This window comes from Pseudomonas sp. CG7, from assembly GCF_023701885.1.
GTDB lineage: Bacteria > Pseudomonadota > Gammaproteobacteria > Pseudomonadales > Pseudomonadaceae > Aquipseudomonas > Aquipseudomonas zanjanensis.
The window spans coordinates 35,027-50,282 of sequence record NZ_JABAEE010000009.1 but is presented as its reverse complement, the minus strand read 5'-3'; the positions used below and the strand labels follow the sequence as shown (position 1 = coordinate 50,282).

Sequence of the window (15,256 nt, the reverse complement as noted above, 5' to 3'; positions counted from 1 at the left end):
CCAGGGATAGCGGTTATCAGTGCCAGCGGCGGAAAATCAGCGAGGTGTTGACCCCACCAAAGGCGAAGTTGTTGTTCATCACGTATTCATGGCTCATCGGCCGGAATTCGTTGCGCAGGTAATCGAGCTTGCCGCACTGGGGGTCGACTTCATCGAGGTTGAACGTGTGCACGTAGAGGTCGCGGTTCATCATTTCGATGCTGAACCAGGACTCCAGCGCTCCGCAGGCGCCCAGGGTGTGGCCGAGGAAACTCTTCTGCGAGCTGATGGGCATGTGTTCGCCAAACAGGCTGCTGGTGGCCTGGGTTTCGGCAATGTCGCCCTGTTCGGTGGCGGTGCCATGGCCATTGACGTAGCCGATGGCCGAGGGTTCGAGGCCGGCGTCTTCCAAGGCCAGTTCCATGGCCCGGCGCATGGTGATCAGTTCGGGGCGGGTGGCGTGCTGGCCGTCGGCGTTGCTGCCAAAGCCGACGATCTCGGCGTGAATCCGTGCGCCCCGGGCCAGGGCGTGCTCCAGTTCTTCCAGCACGAGCATGCCGGCGCCTTCGCCGATCACCAGGCCATCGCGACCCTTGTCGTAGGGCCGCGGGCTGGTTTGCGGCGCATCGTTTTTCAGGCTGGTGGCGTATAGGGCATCGAAGACCATCGCTTCGGTCGGGCACAGTTCTTCCGCACCGCCGGCGAGCATCAGCGGCAAGCGGCCGAACTTGATGGCTTCGTAGGCATAGCCGATGCCGTGACTGCCGCTGGTGCAGGCACTGGACGTCGGGATCAGCCGTCCGGTCAGCCCGAAAAAGATGCTGATGTTGGCCGCCGTGGTGTGGGGCATCATTCGCACGTAGGAGTTGGCGTGCAACCCTTCGGCCACGCTGTTGAGCAGCATGTTGCCGAACGCCTTGATCTCGTCGGTGCTGCCGGTGGACGAACCGCAGGACACGCCCATGCGCCCGTCCTTGATCGATTCGTCGCCCAGCAGGCCGGCATCGGCCAGGGCCTGTTCCGCCGCGCCCACCGCCAGGCGCGAGACCCGGCCCATGCTGCGTAGTTGCTTGCGGGTCCAGTGGGCCGGAACCTGGAAGTCGTCGATGGGCCCGGCCAGGCGGGTGTTCAGTTCGGTGAAACGGTCCCACTCATCCATGCGCCGGATGCCGCTGCGGTTGGCGGCGAAGTTGGCGGCGATGGTCTCCCAGTCGCTGCCTATGGACGTGATGCCGGCCATGCCGGTGACGCCGACGCGCTTCATCAGCACAAGCCTCCGTTGACGGCCAGGACCTGCCGGGTGATGTAGCCGGCTTCGGCGGACATCAGGAAGTTCACCGCGCCCGCCACTTCTTCCGGGGTGCCCATGCGCTGGGCGGGGATCATTTTCATCAGTTCTTCCACAGGTACGTTTTCATCGAGCATGGCAGTGTCGATCAACCCCGGCGCGACGCAGTTGACGGTGATCTTGCGCTTGCCCAACTCGATTGCCAATGCCTTGGCCGCGCCGATCAAACCGGCCTTCGAGGCGCTGTAGTTGACCTGGCCGCGATTGCCGATCAGCCCGGAAACCGAGGTGATGCAGACGATCCGTCCGGCGGCGCGGCGACGGATCATCGGCATCATCACCGGATGCAGCACGTTGTAGAAACCGTCGAGGTTGGTGCGCATCACCACATCCCAATCGTCCTCGCTCAGGGCCGGGAAGGCGCCATCGCGGGTCAGGCCGGCATTGAGCACCACGCCGTAATAGGCGCCGTGGGTTTCCACGTCGGCTTCGAGAATGGCCTTGCAGGCGGCGCGGTCGGCCACGTCGAATTGCAGCACCCGGGCGTTGCGGCCCAGGGCCTGGATTTGGGCCTGGACCGTTTCGGCCTCGGCGCGGCCGCTGCGGCAGTGCAGCACGATGTCATGCCCGGCCTGGGCCAGGCGCAGGGCGATGGCGCGGCCGATGCCACGGCTGGAGCCGGTGACCAGTACGGATTCAGTCATGACGGGTTTCCTGTTGCGGACGGTTCATGAAGGTAATGGGCGGCCTGGGGGGGACGGAAGACATTGAGCCGGGCCATGGCATGGATGCCTGGCGCGTGGATGTGGCATTCGAACACGCCCATGCCGTTGTCGTCTTCCAGGGAGCGCACACCATGGATGCTCAGCTCGGTGCCAAGGGGAAAACAGTCGACGTTGCATTCGAACTTGCGGGTGCCGAGCAGAAAACCCAGCGCCACGGCATCGCCGCGTTGGCGTGCGTGGCAACCGGCAAACGCCGCGACGCTCTGGGCCATCAACTCGATGCCGACCCAGGCCGGCAGCGCACCGTCGTCACGGTTGAACAAGCCGCCGGACGTGACGGTGGCGTGGGTGTGGATCTGTTCGTCATCGAACGACAGGATCCGGTCGATGAGGATCATGTCGCCGGCATGGGGCAGCAGTTCGGCGAGCGGCCAGTCAATCATGGGGCGTCTCCGATAATCAGGCTGACGTTGTTGCCGCCGAAGGCAAATGAGTTGCTCATCAGGCGGCGCGGGGTGGCCGGGTCCAGGCGGGTGTGGGTGGTGACCCAGTCCAGCGCCGGCAGGGCAGGATCGGCCTGGCCGTCCCAGACATGCGGCGGAAGGGCCAGGGCGGTGTTTTCGGTGCTCAGGGCCAGCCAGCAGAACGCCGCTTCCAACGCCCCCGCCGCACCGAGGGTATGGCCGGTCATGGGCTTGGTGGACGAGCAGGGCACGCCCGCCGGAAACAGCCCAGCCACGGCCTGGCTTTCCATGGCGTCATTGTGTTGGGTGGCCGTGCCGTGCAGGTTCAGGTAATCGATCTGGCTGGCGTCGAGGCCGGCGCAGCGCAGGGCTTTTTCCATGGCCTGGCGCGCGCCGCGACCGCTGGGTTCAGGCGCGGAAATATGGTGGGCATCGGAACTGGCGCCGTCGCCGAGCAAGGCAATCGGTACTCCCTCGCCTGGCGTCTTGCTCATGAGAAACAGCACCGCTGCTTCGCCGATGTTGATGCCGCTGCGGTTCACCGAGAACGGATTGCAGCGCTCGTTCGACACCGCCTCCAGTGCGGAAAAACCGTTGAGGGTCAATTTGCACAAGCTGTCCACGCCACCGCACAGCACGGCATCGCACAGGCCCAGGTCCAGCAGGCGCCGGGCGCTCATCAAGGCGCGGGCGCTGGAGGTGCAGGCCGTGGAAATCACGTAGGACGGGCCACTGAGGCCGAGCCAGTCGGAAAGAAAGTTGGCCGGCGCGCGGAGCTCCTGTTGCTGATAGTCATAGCCGTCCGGGAAGCGTTGCTCGCGCAGGTAATGGGCGATGCCCTGGCTGGCCTCGTCGATACCCGACGTGCTGGTGCCCAGGACGATGCCGATGCGGGCGCGACCGTAGGCCTGGATGGCCTGGTCGATCTCGGCGCGGATTTGCAGCCCCGCCTCCAGCAGCAGTTGATTGTTGCGGCTGCGTTGCGCTGCCAGGGCCGGGGGGATGGACGCGAGTTCACCGGGCACCGCGGCGACCGGCAAGGCCCGTTCGGCCACCCAGCCAGTCTCGCTGCGCACGCCCGAGCAGTCACCGGCAAACAGGTTGCGCGCGACGGTGTGTTTGTCGCGACCCAGGGCACAGATCACCCCGAGGGCATTCAAATAGGCGGTCATGGGGCGTTCTCGGTCAACGGTGTGATGCGGTAGCGCAGGCCTTGGGGCAGGCTCATTTCAAAATCCAGCGGTTGTGTGTAGCGCACCTGCCAACGACGCTCGAGGGTCCGTTGCGACGCCTGTTGTCGCGCCGCCGGGTAGTTGCCGGGCAGCTCGACCTCAGGCGTCAGGGCGAACAGCAGGGCGGCGAACAACTCCCGGGCCTCGGCATTGGGGGGCAGCAGACCGTCGGCCTGCCACTGGCCGTCGACCAGGCGCTGGCGGGCCAGGGGAATGCCCAACGGGTCCATCATCGACCAACGGATGCCGCTGCCTTCGCGCTGGACCACCAGCAACCAGTCCTGACGCTGGCCGGCCAGTGTCCGCTCGATGTGCAGTTGCATCGGCAATGCCAGGGTTGGCGTGCGGGCGGGCAGTGGTGCCTGGCTGGCGCAGGCACTGAGCAGCAACACGCAGGCGATCAGCAGGCCACGGATCATCCCGCAGCCCCTTCGCGAGGCTTGCGCGCCACCACGTTGACCAAGGTTTCCTCACGTTCGCCAAACGGCTTGGGCCGGCGTAGGCCCAAGCGCTCCAGTAGGCCGAAATCCTTGGCACGGCTCCACCACAGGTACGGGTAGGACACGTTGCGTTCTTCGAACTGGAACCCTTGATCGCGGATCATCTGCAGGTACTGCGCAGCACTTTTCTGCACGTGCATCGGGTGGCGGAACAGCCAGCGGATCACCCAGGTGTCGATGTAGGCTTCGGTGGATTCGGCGAACAGCAAATAGCCGCCGGGCTTGAGGACGCGGTAGAACTCGGCGAGGGCTTTTTCCTGTTCCACCAAATGATGGAACGTCTGGTGGCAGAACAGCAGGTCGACGCTGGCGTCGGGCACTGCCAAGGTCGCGCAGTCGCTGCCGATCAGCTCCACGGCCATGCCCTGGCGCGCGGCTTCCTCCCGGCTCAGGTCGAGGCTGTGGGGGTCGGCATCCACGCCGATCAGGCGTTGTGGTGCGAACGCCTGGCGCAGGTACTGGAACGATTTGCCCTGGCCGCAGCCGGCGTCCAGCAGTACCGGGTTGGCCGGCAGCGCGGTGCTGAACAGGCTGCGCAGATCGTTGATCGCCACGCGCAACACATGGTGCTGCCAGGTGTGGCTGCGCAGGAACCAGAAGCCGAAGCGGGTTTCTTCGACGTAGTTGTCGCTCAGGTAGCTCATGGTTGCTGGCTCGGCGCCGGGCTCGCGCAGATTTCCGAGAGCATGCGCAGGCGCCGCTTGGGTTCACTGACGAACGGGTTGCGCTGATCCCAGGCGTAGCCGGCCAGGATCGAACTGATCATGCGGCGGATGTCGTCAGAGCCTTCAGTGTAGAAAATCACGTCCTGGAAGGTGCCGGCGTACCAGCCTTCGACGTAGCAGCGGAAGGTATCGACGCCGCGCTTGAGCGGCTCGGCGAACTCGCTTTGCCAATCCACGCTTTCACCTTGCAGCTGACGGTGGAGCACGTCGGCGGCCATGCTCGCCGACCGCATGGCAATGGTCACGCCGGAGGAGAACACCGGGTCGAGGAATTCCGCGGCGTTGCCCAACAGGGCAAAGCCCGGGCCGTGCAGGGTCTTGACGTTAGCCGAGTAGCCGCCGATGGTCCGCGCCGGAGTATCCCACACCGCGTTCTGCAGCACGCCGGCCAGGCTCGGGGTTTCGTCGATGAAACCGCGCAGGCAGGCATCGAGGTCGTCGGTACGGCCGGCGAAATGTTCCGCCGCCGCGACCACGCCCACCGAGCAGCGTCCGCCGCTGAACGGAATGGTCCAAAACCACACGTCGCGTTTGCTCGGGTGGGTGGTGATGAGGATTTTTTCCCGGTCGAACGCCGGGGCGTCGATGCGATCCTCGATGTGGGTGAACACGGCCTGGCGCACCGGGAAGTTCGACGGCGCCTCGAGGTCCAGCAGGCGCGGCAGGACGCGGCCATAGCCGCTGGCATCGAGCACGAAGTCGGCTTCGACAAGGTACTCGCTGCCGTCTTCGCGCTGCACGCCCAGGCGTGGCTTGGCGAGGCTGAAGTCGGCGCTGGTGATCGCTTGGCCGTAACGGATTTCCACGCCTTGCAGGGCGGCCTGGTCGGCCAGCAACTTGTCGAAGTCGGCGCGTTGCACCTGGAAAGTCGTGGGCTTGCCGTTGCTGAAGGTCTCGCCAAAATCGAAGGCGCTGTAGCGTTCGCCCCAGGCAAACGCGGCGCCGTTCTTGCGCTGGAACCCGGCGGCATTCACCGCATCGAGCATGCCGGCTTCTTCAACGAAATCCAGACAATGGGACAACAGGCTCTCACCGATGGAGAACCGTGGGAAATGCTGGCGCTCGATGACCAGCACATCGTGGCCCTTGCGCTTGAGCAGGGCGGCGGCGATGGCACCGGAGGGGCCGGCACCGATGATGACGACCTGGCGATATTCCGTTTCAGTGACAGGCATGGGGATTCCTTGAATATCCTGGGTCATCGTTGATCTTCTTGAGCAGGTATAGGGTGTTCCTGGCGCCCGGCCCATGGCGCCAGCATGAAACTGAAGGCCAGCCCCAGGCTCACCGCCAGGCCGAAGTTACTCACCGCCGGTGTGCTGGACAATGCCAGCAGGCCGAACGACAGCCAGGTGGTGACCGCTGCCAGCAGGGTGCCCAGCAGGCTCACGGCGGCACCGCCGATCTGTTCGCGCATCAGGATCGCGTAATCGACGCCGATGGCCGTCACCAGCAACAGGCCGAACAGGCTGAACAACGTCAGTGGTTGTCCCAGCCAGCCGAGGCTCGCCAGGCTGCACAGCGCGGCCAGCAACGGCAGGGCAACGATGCGCAAGGCCGCGCTGACCCCGAAAGGCCAGATCAGCAGCAGCACAATCAGCACGCAGGAGGCCAGGTTCAACTCGGCGGCGCTGACCTGCGTGGCGGCGAAGACCCGGTTCAGGTCACCCAGGCGATCCACCAGTTGCACGCCCGGCAGGTCCAAGGCTTGCACGCGCAGCAGCGCGGCATCGTTCAAGCCTTGCAGGCTGATCATGGCGGCCACGCCTTGCCCCGTGGGGCCGAGCCAGAGTGTGCGGTACGGCTCGGCCAGGGGGCCGGCCAGCGCGGCATTGATGTCTGTCGCCGGCAAGGCCTGCAATTGCGCCAGCTCCCCTTGCAGTGCGGCGAGCGGCACGCCCAGGTCGAGCAGCGGTTGCCAGAAGTCCGGCAATCGGGCCAGTGCTTGGCGCACTTTCTGCTGGTCGGCGGGCGGGCTTACCAGTTGGTTCAGCGACAGGTAGCCCTGGAGTTTTTCCAGGGCGATCAACTGGTCCAGTCGCTCGTTGAGGGCGGTCTGGCGCTCCAGCAGTTGGGGCTGATCATCGGCGCGAATCAGGAAGAACTGGCTGGTGGGCTGGAAGCCGGTGATGCGCGCGATGTCGCGGGCTTCGTCGGTGAGGTGCTGGGGTGTGCCGATCCATTGGCGGATGTCGTTTTTCGTGGTCAGGTGCCAGAGGCCGCCCGCGCAGAAGCGCAGCAACAGCACCAGCAGCACCGGCGTGGGCTCCCTCGCCAATAACGCTTGGCGGATCTGGAGCAGGCATTCGCACAGCCGCAGCGGCCACTGGGCCGGACGCAGGTCTGTGCCTTTGAGCAGCGCCGGCAACAGGCAGACCGCGGTCAAGTAGGCGCCGACCAGCCCAGCGGCGGAAAATATCGCGATCTGGGTCAGGGCCGGGAACGGCGTCCAGGCCAGGGCCAGGTAGCCGATGCAGGTGGTCGCCAGGCTCAGGCTCAGCCCCGGCAGGGTCAGGCGCAAGGCCGGCCAACTGCGCCATGGCTTGAGGCTCCAGCTCTTGGACAGGTAGTGCAGCGGATAATCCACCGCGACACCGATCAGGCTCGAACCCAGTACCAACGTCATCACATGCATGCGTCCGAACAACGCCACGCACGCCACCGCGCCGAACAGCATGCCCACCAGCACCGGCACGAACGCCAGCCACACACGCAGGCGCCGGAAGGCGCGCAACAGCAGCAGCAAGATGCCGATGCTTGCACCACCGCCAACCCAGGTGATATCCCGCGATGCCTGTTGCTGGCCGCTGGCGGCGTACAGCAGGCCGCTGGCGGCCAGCAGTTGCCCTTGGGCCTGGCTAGCCTGGTCGCGGCTGAGTTGCAGCAGTTCGGCCACTTGCAGCGGCAGGTCCATGTCGAAGGCGTTACCCTGGGCGCGAGCCCGCAGCATCACCCAGCTTTTACCGTCGGCATCGGCGACCAATGCACCGCTGCCGATGTCGAATTTGATTGCGCCGCGTTGTGGCTGGCTGTTCTGGATACGCCCGGTCAGGCCCAGCCAATCGTCCTGGTTCGGCACCAGGCTGAAGCCGCTGAACGGATCGAACAGGGCTTGCACCCGCTGTTGGATGAACGCCTGGGGCTGCTCGATCAATTGCGCCCGGTCCGCCGCCGAGAGCATCGCCAGCCGGCCGTTGAGCAGTTGCGCGCGCAGCGCCGGCAAGTCGGCCTGCAGCGTCCACTGCACCTTGTCGAACAGGCCGCTGGCCTGCCATTGCTCGCCCAGGGTTTGCGCCAGGGCGATGGCGTGCTGGCGATCGGTATGGCCGACCAGCACCAGCACCTCGCGGTTGAGCGGCTCTTGCATGCGCTGCTCGGCGATCAGCTCCAGGGCATCGGGCGATGTGCCCGGTACCAGCTCCATGAGGTTGGCCGACAGGGGCGCGCCGTTGCGCCATTGCCAGCCGGCGAGCGCGAGCACCGCCAGCAGCAGGATCAGGAACAGCCGGGGCAGCATCCGTTCACTCGGCAAAATCATGTTGCTCCGCTTCGCTCAAAGGTTGCGCGGCGGTAGCGTCCAGCATGCGCAGCACGGTGCTGTCGCCCTGGGTTTCCAGCAGTTCGATGCGCTGGACCAGTTCGCCGCCGTCAATGTTGATCTGGTTGAAGACTTGCTTGAGCAGCACCGAGCGCGGGGTCAAGGTGAGCTTCCACTGCTGCGGCTCGCCCGACAGGCTCAGCTCGAAATCCCGTTGCAGGCCACTGCTGTCGCCCTGTAATACCGCTAGGAACAGCCGGTTCTGCTCGGCGCCGGCGCTCTTGTTCGGCAGCATTTGCCAGGCATTGCCGTCCCGCCGGGCGATGCCTTGGGCGGTGATGCGGTAGTCCTGTTGCAGCGGGGTTTGCAGCAACCACAGCAGCCCTTGGTTTTGCGCCAGCACGAAGTGGCCCCTGCTGGTGAGGGGCTGGGGCAGGGCGCGCAGGTGTTTTTCCTGGATGAACTGGCCGTGGATCACCTCCGGGCGGGCCAGTTGGTCACTTAATTGCTGTAGATCGAACGCCTGGGCCAGCGGCGACAGGCTGCACAGCAGCAGCCAGATGAACAGGCGCTTCATGACAGTTTCCTCTCGACGGCTTCGACAAAGACCCGTGGCGAAGCCAGCAGCATCTCGCGAGTGGCCATGTCCACGGCCACTTGCACTGAACTGGCCCGGGTGAAGCGTTCGCCTGTCGCGGCGTCACTGATCAGGTAGTTGATCTTCAGCCGGTTTTCCCACTCCACCAGGCTGGCGCGCACGGTCAGGGCCTGGCCGAACACGGCACCGCGTACGTAGCGCAACTGCAGGTCGATCACCGGCCACGCATGGCCGGATTCGAGCATGTCGTTGTAGTTGTGGCCGATCAGGTCGAGCAGGGCACAGCGGGCCACTTCCAGGTATTTGACGTAATGGCCGTGCCAGACCACGTTCATCGAATCGACGTCGAAAAATGGCACCACGATCTGCGTGTCGACGTGCAAAACACCTTGGCTACGCATGCAGCCTCCAGTGTTGCTCGGCGATGCGTTGCAGGCACAGGCGCAGTTCGCCTTCCAGGGCGCGGTCTTCGATGACCGGCGGGAAATCCTCGGCCAGTTGCTGGTGCATGGCGGCCAGGGCCGGTGGCAGTGGACGTGCGTCTTCGGCACGGCTGCGCAGCCAGACGCCCTGGTTGGCGGCGAGCAAGGTCGCGGCGGCCACTTGTTCGGTCAGTTCCAGCACGCGGATCGCGTCCCGGGCTGCGATGGTGCCCATGCTCACCTTGTCCTGGTTGTGGCACTCGGTGGAGCGCGAGAACACGCTGGCCGGCATCGTATTTTTCAGGGCTTCGGCGGTCCAGGCGCTGGTGCCGATCTGCACGGCCTTGAAACCGTGGTTGAGCATCGCTCGCTCGGCACTGGCGCCGGAAAGGTTGCTCGGCAGGCCATGGTTGTAGCGCTCGTCCACCAGCAGCGCGAGTTGCCGGTCCAGCAGGTCGGCGACGTTGGCCACCAAGTTCTTCAGACTGTCCATGGCGAAGGCGATATGCCCGCCGTAGAAATGCCCGCCATGGAGCACGCGCTCGGCTTCGGCGTCGATGATCGGGTTGTCGTTGGCGCTGTTGAGTTCGGTTTCGATGAACCCGCGCAGCCAGCCCAGGCTGTCGGCCAATACCCCGAGCACATGGGGCGCGCAGCGCAGGGAATAGCGATCTTGCAGGCGATGCAGTGGCGCGGTCGGCGCGTCGATTGCCAGGTCCTTGCGCAGCCACGCGGCGACTTGCATCTGCCCCGGATGTGGTTTGGCGGCGAACAGGCGTTCATCGAAATGTTCCGGGTTGCCTTGCAGGGCGACCACGTTCAGCGCGGTGATGCGGGTCGCCAGTTGCAGCAGGTAGTCGGCGCGGGCGAAGGCCAGGCAGGCCAGGCCGGTCATCACCGCGGTGCCATTCATCAGCGCCAGGGCTTCCTTGGGCCGCAGCACCAGCGGCGTCCAGCCCAGTTCAAGGTGCACGTCGGCGGCCAGGCGGCGCTCGCCACGGAACATGACCTCCCGTTCGCCGGAAAGCGTGGCGGCGACGTAGGACAGCGGCGTCAAATCGCCGCTGGCGCCCACCGAACCCTCTTCCGGAATCAGCGGCAGGATGTCGTGTTCGAGAAAGGCCTGGAGGCGTTCCAGCAGTTCCACCCGCACCCCCGACACGCCGTGGCACAGCGACTGCAAACGCGCCGCGAGCACGGCGCGAGTGGCCTGGGCGTCGAGCAGCTTGCCCAAGCCGCAGCCGTGGAACGTGTACAGGTGACGGGGCAGGGCCTCGACGTGGTGCAGCGGCACGGCCACCACGCAAGAGTCGCCGTAACCGGTGGTCACGCCGTAGAGCACGCCTTCCTTGTCCAGCAGGGAATCGAGGAATTGCGCACCCTTGGCGATGCGCAGGCGGAACGCCGGGTCATCTTGCAACTGCGTCGGCGCCTGACGGTTGGCCAGGGCCAGCACGTCTTCAATGCGCATGGGGCGTTCGCCGAAGGTTACCGGCTCAAGAGTGGGCATCGTCATCGGTCTTCCAGAAAGGGTAAAAGTTGAACCACTGTTGCGGGCCCTGGAGGCAGTACTGCGCCAGGCGCTCGGCGTAGCGGGCGGCCCAGTGGGCGATCACTTGCTCACGCTCGTTGCGCTTCCACGTCACGGCATCGGCGAAGGGTTCGAGGGTGACGCGATAGCGCCCCTCGTGCTTGAGGCACATCAGCAGGTTGACCGGGCATTTAAGCAGGCCGGCCAGCAACCACGGGCCTTGCGGGAATGCCGCCGGGTGGCCCATGAAATCCACGGTCACGCTGCGCCCGCCGTGCAGCGGCACGCGGTCGCCGGCAATCGCCAGCCATTCGCCGCGCTCCAGGCGTTCGCTCAGCTGCAACATGATCACCGGGTCCAGTTCGCTGACCTGGATCAGCCGCAGGTGCGTGGCGCCGGCCTCGCCCAGCAAGCGGTTGAACTGCTCGGCGTGCTTGGTGTGCACCAGCACGTTCATGGTGACTTTCTCGCCCAGCTCGGCCAGGGCCCGGCACATCTCCAGGTTGCCCAGGTGCGCGCCCACCAGCATTTGTCCGCGGGCATCGCGCAGGTGATTGCGCAACAGCGCCGGGTCGACGATCTCGATCTGGTCGATGCTCAGCTTGCCGTTCCAGACGTCGAGTTTATCGAGCAGGGAGTCGGCAAAGGCCATGAACTGCCCGAACACCCGCCAGCGGGTCGGGCGCAATTCGGGACGTGCGCTCCAGTCGGCCAGGCGTTGCTGATATTGCCAGGCTGCCTGCCGGGCGCTACGGCCGAAAATGAAGAAGTACAGGACGATGCCGTACAGCACCGGGGTCAGCAAGCGCCGGCCGAGCACCTTGGCGGCGAGGGCGGTGAGTTTCATCAGCCAGTAACTGCCGCGCTCCTGGCGGTCGGCCCAATGCTGTTTGTCTGCCTGAAGACTCATGCCCGCCACCGTCGCCAGAGAATCAGGGGAAAGCGCACCAGCATGCCGAAGAACAACCGGGTGTGCATGCTGGAAATCAGCACGTTGTCGTGGAACAGGCGAAAGTGCGAAACCCCATCCTGGGGGTAATGGACCCGGGTGTGCAGCCAGTGCATCGGCTGATTGCGCCAGGCCAGGCGCACGAGGATGTCCGAGTCGAAATCCATGCGCTTGCCGATGTTGGCCGAGTCGATCACGGCCAGGGTCGGTGCCAAGGGATAGACCCGAAAGCCGCACATCGAGTCGCGGATTTGCAGGGACAGGCTGTTGATCCAGACCATGACGTGGGTGAGGTAGCGCGCATACAGGCGGCCTTTCGGCACGCTGGCGTCGTAGTGCGGATACCCGCAGATCACCGCGTCCGGGTGGGCCCGGGATTGCTCGATGAACGTCTTCACATCGCCAAGATCGTGCTGTCCGTCGGCGTCCACCTGCAGCGCATGGCTGAAACCCAGGCGCGAGGCTTCGCGCAGGCCGGCCATCACTGCACCGCCCTTGCCCTGGTTGACGGCCAGCCTGAGCAGATGCACCTGCTCGCCTTCGGCCAGCCGTTCCAGCACCGCGGCACACGCCGGGCTGCTGGCGTCATCCACCAGCACACAGGGCAAGCCGTTGGCGAGCAACGCCGTGACCACCGCCGAGATGGCGGTTGCGTGGTTGTAGACCGGGATGACGGCGCAGGGGTTATGCATGTTTTCTGCCCTCCACAAATCCATTGTGGCGAGGGATCTTGCTCCCGCTCGAGTGCGAAGCGCTCGCTCTTGCAAAACCAGGGGCTGCTTCGCAGCCCAGCGGGAGCAAGCTCCCTCGCCACAGTGATCTGTGCAGTTGCCTAGGCATTGTTTTCCCCCAACACAATCCGCCCACTGGAGCACGCCGCCGTGTCATTGCGGAAGGCAAAGTACAGCTTGCCGCGCTCGCGGTCGAAACGCAGGTGCAGTTGGATTTCATCGCCGGGGCGCACCAGTTGCAGGAATTTCAGCACTTCCATGCCGACAAATCGGGGCGGCAGGTCCAGCAGATGTCGGCCGAGGCTCAAGCCCCAGGCGACCTGCACCACGCCCGGCAACACCGGCGCGGTGGGAAAATGACCGCTGAAGTACGCCAGGTCTGGCGGCACGATCAAATGCAGGCTCCATTCCCCATCGGTTTCGACTCGCTCCAGGACTTCGGGGCCTTTTGGACGTGGCGCCAGCAGCAGCGCTTCGACCTCGGCCTGGGACAACTTGCCCTGGGCGTTGAGCGGCAACTGCCGCAGCCAGCGCCAGCGCCGTGGCAGGGCGAGGGGTTCGCAGTGGGCGCTCAGGTGCCGGCGCAGGCCCTCGGTAACGGCGCGTCTGCCCTGGTTGCGCAAGGCATGCAGGCCGGCATCACTCAGCACCACCAGCGCGCCAAGGGAGGCGCGATTCTCCTGCACCACGCCCAATCGCGCTTCGCTGACCCAGTCGTGGGCCACCAGTGCTTGTTCCAGCATCGGCAGGGAGATGCGTTTTTCTTCAAGCTTGACGATACGGTCCAATCGCCCGAGCAGCTCGAAGCGCCCGTCGTCGGCGATCCGCGCTGCGTCAGCGGTATGTTCCACATGCCCGGCCGGCAGATAGGGCGAAGCAATCAGCAAGGCGCCGTCGCTGTCCTGGCTCAACTCGACGCCGGCAAAGGGTTGCCACAATCCGCCGCCCTGGCGCCAGGCGATGCCGCCGGTTTCCGAACTGCCGAAAATTTCCGTCGGCCATTGTCCCAGGCGTCGCTGCAAGCTTTGTGCAGCCTCGGAGGGCAAGGCGCCGCCAGAGGAAAACACTCGGCGCACGCTGCTCAGGGCCGGCCAATCGAGGTTGTCGCCCATGCGCTTGAGCAATGCCGGGCTGGCAACCCAGGCGAACGCCGGTTGTTCGCGGCTGGCCCGTTGCAGGTCTTCGGGAAATGCCAGTTGCCGACGCATGAATGGACGCCCGGCGCACAGCGGCCAAAGCATCCGGAACAGTAGTCCGTAGATGTGCTGGGCGGCCACGCTGCCGATCATGCAGGCCGGGCCGAGGTCGGCGCCCCACAGTTGTTCCAGGGCCTGGACTTCGTTACTCAACTGCCGCAGGGTTTTCTCGATGCGCTTGGGCTCGCCGCTGGAGCCGGAGGTGCACAGGCTCAGCCAACAGTGATCGAGGTTCAGTTCGGCGCCATCCATCGGCGCGTGTCGCACATCGCCGGGATGGGTGTCCCCGGGCTGGTCGGTCAACCACAGGTCCACGTCCGCCGCCCAGCGCTGGCGTGTCTGCGCTTGCAGGTCGGCGGGCAGCAGGACCCGCGCTCCGGCACGCCAAGCGCCGAGCAGGGCGATGGCCAGGTCGGCGGCATCGTCCAGGTGCACCGCCACATGCCGCGCGCCCCGGGCTTGCAGGCCCGCCGCCAGGCACAACGCCGCCTCCCGCAGTTGCGAGTGATCCAGCGCCGGAGCGACCGTAACGGTGCGTTCCGGTTGAGCCCTGAGCAACATCTGCTCAAGTGTTATCCAATTCATGGGCGGCCTCTTACCCGTTGTCGTATGAGCCATTCAATGGCAAACAGCAGCCCCATCAATCCGTAGGAAATCAGGCCGGTGTACAACATCCACCAGCTCAGCGGCGCCCAGAGGGTCAGGGCGGCGGCGAGCAAACCGTTACACAGGAAAAACACACACCAGGCCACCGTGACCTGGCGGGTATACACCACGGCCTTGGCCGGCAGCTGCGGTTCGCGCAGGCGGGCCAGGCGTTCAATCATCGGCGGGCCGTATTTCAGGCTCAGGGCGAACAGCCCGAGCATGAACCCGCTGATCAGCACCGGGTACCAGCGCAGCAGGAGCGGGCTGTCGAACAGCGCGAGCAACACACAAAAACCGATCGCCGTGACAGCCATCCAACGGCTGCCGGCGCCGCCCTTGCCAAGCAACGCCCGGGCCAGCCACAGGCTCCCCAGCAGCAGCCCGAACTGCCACGGGGCGAAATGCTCCATGCCGAAATACACCGCAAAGGGGTACAACAGGCCTGCCAGTAGCAGGCCGAGGCCAATCAGCCGGGTCATGCGGCCGGTTGGACCAGTCGATAGACCGCCTCGACCACGTCATTGACGGTGCGCACCGACTTGAATTCTTCGGCTGCGATTTTCTTGCCGGTCTGGCGCTTGATGTGATCGATCAGGTCGACCGCATCGATGCTGTCGATTTCCAGGTCCTGGTACAGGTTCGATTCCAGCGTCACGCGTGCTGGGTCCAGTTCGAAGAGTTCGACCAGGGCATCACGCAGGGTGTTGAAAATGTCGTCACGAGTTTGCAT

Annotated in this window: 16 protein-coding genes; all 16 read right to left on the bottom strand. The window is 65.3% G+C overall.

Going from position 1 to position 15,256, the window contains the following annotated elements; translation table 11 throughout:
- Nucleotides 1-16: 16 nt before the first annotated feature.
- Nucleotides 17-1,243 carry a beta-ketoacyl-ACP synthase gene (locus HGO40_RS05935; protein WP_250962274.1) on the bottom strand — a complete coding sequence of 409 codons (1,227 nt, stop codon included), beginning with the start codon at nucleotides 1,241-1,243 and terminating at the stop codon, nucleotides 17-19.
- On the bottom strand, nucleotides 1,243-1,971 hold the full coding sequence (fabG, locus tag HGO40_RS05930; RefSeq protein WP_003197011.1) for a 3-oxoacyl-ACP reductase FabG: 729 nt from the start codon (nucleotides 1,969-1,971) through the stop codon (nucleotides 1,243-1,245). Before fabG ends, HGO40_RS05935 begins: the two co-directional genes overlap by 1 nt.
- Nucleotides 1,968-2,435 (bottom strand): hotdog family protein, encoded by a 468-nt coding sequence (locus HGO40_RS05925; protein WP_250962273.1) that lies wholly within the window; start codon nucleotides 2,433-2,435, stop codon nucleotides 1,968-1,970. Before HGO40_RS05925 ends, fabG begins: the two co-directional genes overlap by 4 nt.
- Entirely contained in the window at nucleotides 2,432-3,628 is a 1,197-nt protein-coding gene (locus tag HGO40_RS05920; protein WP_250962272.1) for a beta-ketoacyl-[acyl-carrier-protein] synthase family protein, read from the bottom strand. The genes HGO40_RS05925 and HGO40_RS05920 overlap by 4 nt, the downstream gene beginning before the upstream one ends.
- Nucleotides 3,625-4,107 (bottom strand): DUF3261 domain-containing protein, encoded by a 483-nt coding sequence (locus HGO40_RS05915; RefSeq protein ID WP_250962271.1) that lies wholly within the window; start codon nucleotides 4,105-4,107, stop codon nucleotides 3,625-3,627. The genes HGO40_RS05920 and HGO40_RS05915 overlap by 4 nt, the downstream gene beginning before the upstream one ends.
- Nucleotides 4,104-4,832, bottom strand: a complete 729-nt coding sequence (locus HGO40_RS05910; protein WP_250962270.1) for a class I SAM-dependent methyltransferase — start codon at nucleotides 4,830-4,832, stop codon at nucleotides 4,104-4,106. Before HGO40_RS05910 ends, HGO40_RS05915 begins: the two co-directional genes overlap by 4 nt.
- Nucleotides 4,829-6,088 carry an NAD(P)/FAD-dependent oxidoreductase gene (locus tag HGO40_RS05905; protein ID WP_186729470.1) on the bottom strand — a complete coding sequence of 420 codons (1,260 nt, stop codon included), beginning with the start codon at nucleotides 6,086-6,088 and terminating at the stop codon, nucleotides 4,829-4,831. The genes HGO40_RS05910 and HGO40_RS05905 overlap by 4 nt, the downstream gene beginning before the upstream one ends.
- A 23-nt stretch (nucleotides 6,089-6,111) precedes the next feature.
- Complete coding sequence (locus HGO40_RS05900) at nucleotides 6,112-8,451, bottom strand: MMPL family transporter (protein WP_250962269.1); 2,340 nt, start codon at nucleotides 8,449-8,451, stop codon at nucleotides 6,112-6,114.
- On the bottom strand, nucleotides 8,435-9,028 hold the full coding sequence (locus HGO40_RS05895) for an outer membrane lipoprotein carrier protein LolA (protein WP_250962268.1): 594 nt from the start codon (nucleotides 9,026-9,028) through the stop codon (nucleotides 8,435-8,437). The genes HGO40_RS05900 and HGO40_RS05895 overlap by 17 nt, the downstream gene beginning before the upstream one ends.
- Complete coding sequence (locus HGO40_RS05890) at nucleotides 9,025-9,450, bottom strand: acyl-CoA thioesterase (protein WP_186706050.1); 426 nt, start codon at nucleotides 9,448-9,450, stop codon at nucleotides 9,025-9,027. Before HGO40_RS05890 ends, HGO40_RS05895 begins: the two co-directional genes overlap by 4 nt.
- Nucleotides 9,443-10,987 carry an HAL/PAL/TAL family ammonia-lyase gene (locus HGO40_RS05885; protein WP_250962267.1) on the bottom strand — a complete coding sequence of 515 codons (1,545 nt, stop codon included), beginning with the start codon at nucleotides 10,985-10,987 and terminating at the stop codon, nucleotides 9,443-9,445. The genes HGO40_RS05890 and HGO40_RS05885 overlap by 8 nt, the downstream gene beginning before the upstream one ends.
- Nucleotides 10,968-11,912 (bottom strand): lysophospholipid acyltransferase family protein, encoded by a 945-nt coding sequence (locus tag HGO40_RS05880; RefSeq protein ID WP_186706048.1) that lies wholly within the window; start codon nucleotides 11,910-11,912, stop codon nucleotides 10,968-10,970. Before HGO40_RS05880 ends, HGO40_RS05885 begins: the two co-directional genes overlap by 20 nt.
- Entirely contained in the window at nucleotides 11,909-12,643 is a 735-nt protein-coding gene (locus HGO40_RS05875) for a glycosyltransferase family 2 protein (protein WP_250962266.1), read from the bottom strand. Before HGO40_RS05875 ends, HGO40_RS05880 begins: the two co-directional genes overlap by 4 nt.
- 140 nt (nucleotides 12,644-12,783) lie before the next feature.
- Nucleotides 12,784-14,463, bottom strand: coding sequence for an acyl-CoA synthetase family protein (locus tag HGO40_RS05870; RefSeq protein WP_250962265.1), 1,680 nt, complete (start codon nucleotides 14,461-14,463; stop codon nucleotides 12,784-12,786).
- A complete protein-coding gene (locus tag HGO40_RS05865) occupies nucleotides 14,460-15,005 on the bottom strand; it encodes a COG4648 family protein (protein ID WP_186729475.1) in 546 nt (181 codons plus the stop codon). The genes HGO40_RS05870 and HGO40_RS05865 overlap by 4 nt, the downstream gene beginning before the upstream one ends.
- On the bottom strand, nucleotides 15,002-15,256 hold the full coding sequence (locus HGO40_RS05860; protein WP_186706044.1) for an acyl carrier protein: 255 nt from the start codon (nucleotides 15,254-15,256) through the stop codon (nucleotides 15,002-15,004). The genes HGO40_RS05865 and HGO40_RS05860 overlap by 4 nt, the downstream gene beginning before the upstream one ends.